Here is a 2,719-nt window from a genome sequence, read left to right as displayed (position 1 = left end):
AAGAAATGCTGGTACAGCTCCACAATTAACGGTATGTGGGCGTACTCCATCGACCCGGGGGAAGCTGGTTCAGACCCCGTGCCATCTCCGATGATAAACCGGGTTGATGAAGTCCTATTACCAAAGGTGTGGCTCTGTTGGATATCCGGATACTTTTCGGATTAATTTTCTCATATCCCAGTCTTAGAGTCGGAATAACGTCAAAGTTCATCTCTATTGAAAAAAACCGAATAAACTACTTGACTCTCCATTTGACTGGAGACTTTATTATAGAGATAAGAGATATTAGTTTTATAGTGTTACGCATTAAGGTTAGGAGATTTATCAATCCTGTTTGCGCAGCATTCCGTAGGAAAACCATTTGACAGTTTACTATTCCCTATTCCCTAGCGCGTAGCGCTATAATTTCTCTTCCTAGTTATCAGGAGGCAATTATGGAAATAACATACTTAGAGTTAAAAGGTATGGGTTGTGCTGCCTGTGCTAATAAAATTCAAAAAGCTATTGAAAATGTAGCTGGTGTAGCAGAATGTCAGGTTAATTTTGCTATGGCACAAGCAACAGTTAAGTATAATTCCCACAAAACAAATTTACATAAAATTCAACAATCTGTAACAGATATTGGCTTTGGAGCAGAACCACTTCAGGAAACAATAAATCTGGCAAAAAAAGAAAGAGAAAATCGCCGAATAGAACAACAAATAACAAATAAAGTAGTTGTCGGCGGAATTATTAGTGGAATTTTAATTATTGGTTCGTTGCCGATGATGACCGGATTAAATATTCCTTGGATACCAATTTGGTTACATAATTCCTGGCTACAATTAATATTAACTACACCTGTAATGTTTTGGTGCGGTAAATCATTTTTGATTGGTGCTATAAAAGGATTAAAAAATCATTCCGTAGACATGAATACTTTAGTTGCTCTAGGTACAGGGGCAGCTTATTTATATTCTTTATTTCCGACATTTTTTCCAGATTTTTTTACCAGACAAGAATTAAATCCAGATGTTTATTATGAAGCAGCAGCCGTTATTATTACGTTAATTTTATTAGGCAGACTTCTCGAACATCGCGCTCGGAAACAGACCTCAGCAGCTATCCAAAAATTGATGGGTTTGCAGGCAAAAACTGCTAGAGTTATTCGAGAGGAAAAAGAAGTAGATATTTCCATTGAAGAAGTAAAAATTGGCGATTTGATTGTTGTTCGTCCTGGGGAAAAAATTCCAGTAGATGGGGTAATAAAAGAAGGTAATTCTACAGTGGATGAATCTATGGTTACTGGTGAAAGTTTGCCTGTAGAAAAACAGTCTGGAGATGAAGTTATTGGCGCAACAATTAATAAAAATGGTAGTTTTAAATTTGAGGCAGCGAGAGTCGGAAAAGATACAGTATTAGCCCAAATAATTAAATTAGTTCAACAGGCACAAAGTTCAAAAGCACCAATTCAAAAATTAGCAGATATGGTAATTTCTTGGTTTGTTCCTGTTGTAATGGGGATAGCGATCGCTACTTTTCTGATTTGGATTAGTATGACTGGAAATTTAACTATGTCGTTAATTACAACAGTTAGTGTTTTAATAATTGCTTGTCCTTGTGCTTTAGGATTAGCTACTCCTACTTCTGTCATGGTTGGAACAGGAAAAGGTGCAGAAAATGGGATATTAATTAAAGGTGCGGATAGTTTAGAAGTTGCTCATAAAATTCAGGCGATTATTTTAGATAAAACAGGAACACTTACCCAAGGAAAACCAAAAGTTACTAACTATATAACTACTCAAGGAACTGCCAATGAAAATGAAATTAAATTGTTAAAAATAGCAGCAGCAGTTGAGAGAAAATCAGAACATCCTTTGGCAGAAGCAATTGTTGAATATGCTCAAGCTCAAGGGGTGGAATTTCCTTTAGCAGAACCAGAAAAATTTGAGGCAATGTCGGGCATGGGAGTACAAGGAATTGTTTCAGATAGATTGGTACAAATTGGTACTTCTCGATGGATGAATGAATTAGGAATTGATATTACTAATTTGCAAAGTCATCAAAATAAATTAGAAGCTGATGGCAAGACTACTGCTTGGATAGCAATTGACGGTAAAATTGAAGGAATATTTGGCATTGCTGATACTTTAAAACCCTCCTCAAAAAACGTAGTTCAAACATTACAAAAAATCGGAATAGAAGTAGTAATGTTAACAGGAGATAATCAGCAAACCGCCGAAGCTATTGCTGCCGAAGTTGGCATTAATAGAATATTTGCTGAAGTCCTGCCAGACCAAAAAGCAGAAACCGTCAAAAATCTGCAATTAGAAAAGAAAAAAAGAACAGATAACCATCAAATTGTCGCCATGGTAGGAGATGGAATTAACGATGCTCCAGCATTAGCTCAAGCAGATGTTGGAATAGCAATTGGAACAGGAACAGATGTAGCGATCGCTGCTAGTGATATTACCTTAATTTCTGGCGATTTAACTGGCATTGTTACAGCAATTAAACTGAGCCGCGCGACTATGAAAAATATTCGTCAAAATCTGTTTTTTGCCTTCATTTATAATACTTTAGGAATTCCTATTGCTGCCGGTATTTTGTATCCTTTAACAGGTTGGTTATTAAATCCAATTATTGCTGGAGGAGCGATGGCGTTTAGTTCAGTTTCTGTGGTGACAAATGCTTTACGTTTGAGGAAATTTAAACCTCAATAAGTATACTAATCCTAAAT

The 2,719-nt window shown here is 36.3% G+C and carries 1 protein-coding gene; it reads left to right on the top strand.

Translation table 11 applies throughout. The features are described from left to right. The first annotated feature begins 434 nt into the window (after nt 1-434). Nucleotides 435-2,702: a heavy metal translocating P-type ATPase gene (locus AFK68_RS02855; RefSeq protein WP_094671474.1), complete on the top strand. Its 2,268-nt coding sequence runs from the start codon at nt 435-437 to the stop codon at nt 2,700-2,702. Nucleotides 2,703-2,719 lie beyond the last annotated feature (17 nt).

Source organism: Hydrocoleum sp. CS-953, from assembly GCF_002260545.1.
GTDB lineage: Bacteria > Cyanobacteriota > Cyanobacteriia > Cyanobacteriales > Microcoleaceae > Trichodesmium.
Note: the sequence above shows the minus strand (reverse complement) of the source record. Positions and strands in the feature narration are given on the sequence as shown.